Genomic DNA, 756 nt, shown 5'->3' on the forward strand with positions numbered 1-756 from the left:
GAATGTTTTTTGCTATATCATAAATACCTTTATAATATATTTCCCATCCTCTGTATGGATTCATAAGTCTGTTAGGCATTTCATAAGGCTCGAAGAAGTTTTCAGGCATTAAAGTATCTGATTTAAACTCTGTCTCTCTTGCCTTCACTCTTCTAGGCTGATAGTAATTTATTCCAAGCAAAGTTATAGTATTTTCTTTTAATAATTCTTTGTCGCCTTGTTCGCATATAGGAGTAAGGTTATTTTCTTTTACGAATTTTACTAAATCTTCTGGAAACTCTCCTTTAGCAGCAGGGTCTAAAAAACTTCTATTAAACAACAAATCGCATATATGTGAAGCTTTTAAATCTTCTTTATTGTTTTCATCTCTAGGGTAAGAAGGAGTTAAGTTTAATATTATTCCTATATCTCCAGTTTTTCCAGATTCTTTAAACGCTTTTACAGCCTTTGCACTAGCCAAGTTCATATTATAAGCTACTTGAATAGCCCTTTTAAATGATACAACTTCAGGATAATGAAACTTATACAAATATCCTCCCTCAGCAACAACTATAGGYTCATTGAATGTAAACCATTTTTTTACTTTATCTCCATATAGTTCAAACATTTTAGAAGCATATTTAGCATAAAGTTCAACAACTTCTCTATTTTCAAATCCGCCAATCTCTTGAAGTTTTAAAGGCATATCAAAATGATACAAACACATTATAGGCTCTATATCATTTTTTATAAGTTCATCTATAACATTATTATAAA

General features: G+C 30.1%; 1 protein-coding gene. It reads right to left on the reverse strand.

All coding sequences use genetic code 11. The annotated features are described in order from the left end of the window. The coding region (locus GQX97_RS13075; protein WP_157152279.1) for a glycoside hydrolase family 1 protein at positions 1 to 756 on the reverse strand (756 nt) is incomplete at both ends.

The sequence above is a fragment of the Brachyspira sp. SAP_772 genome, assembly GCF_009755885.1.
Taxonomy (GTDB): domain Bacteria; phylum Spirochaetota; class Brachyspiria; order Brachyspirales; family Brachyspiraceae; genus Brachyspira.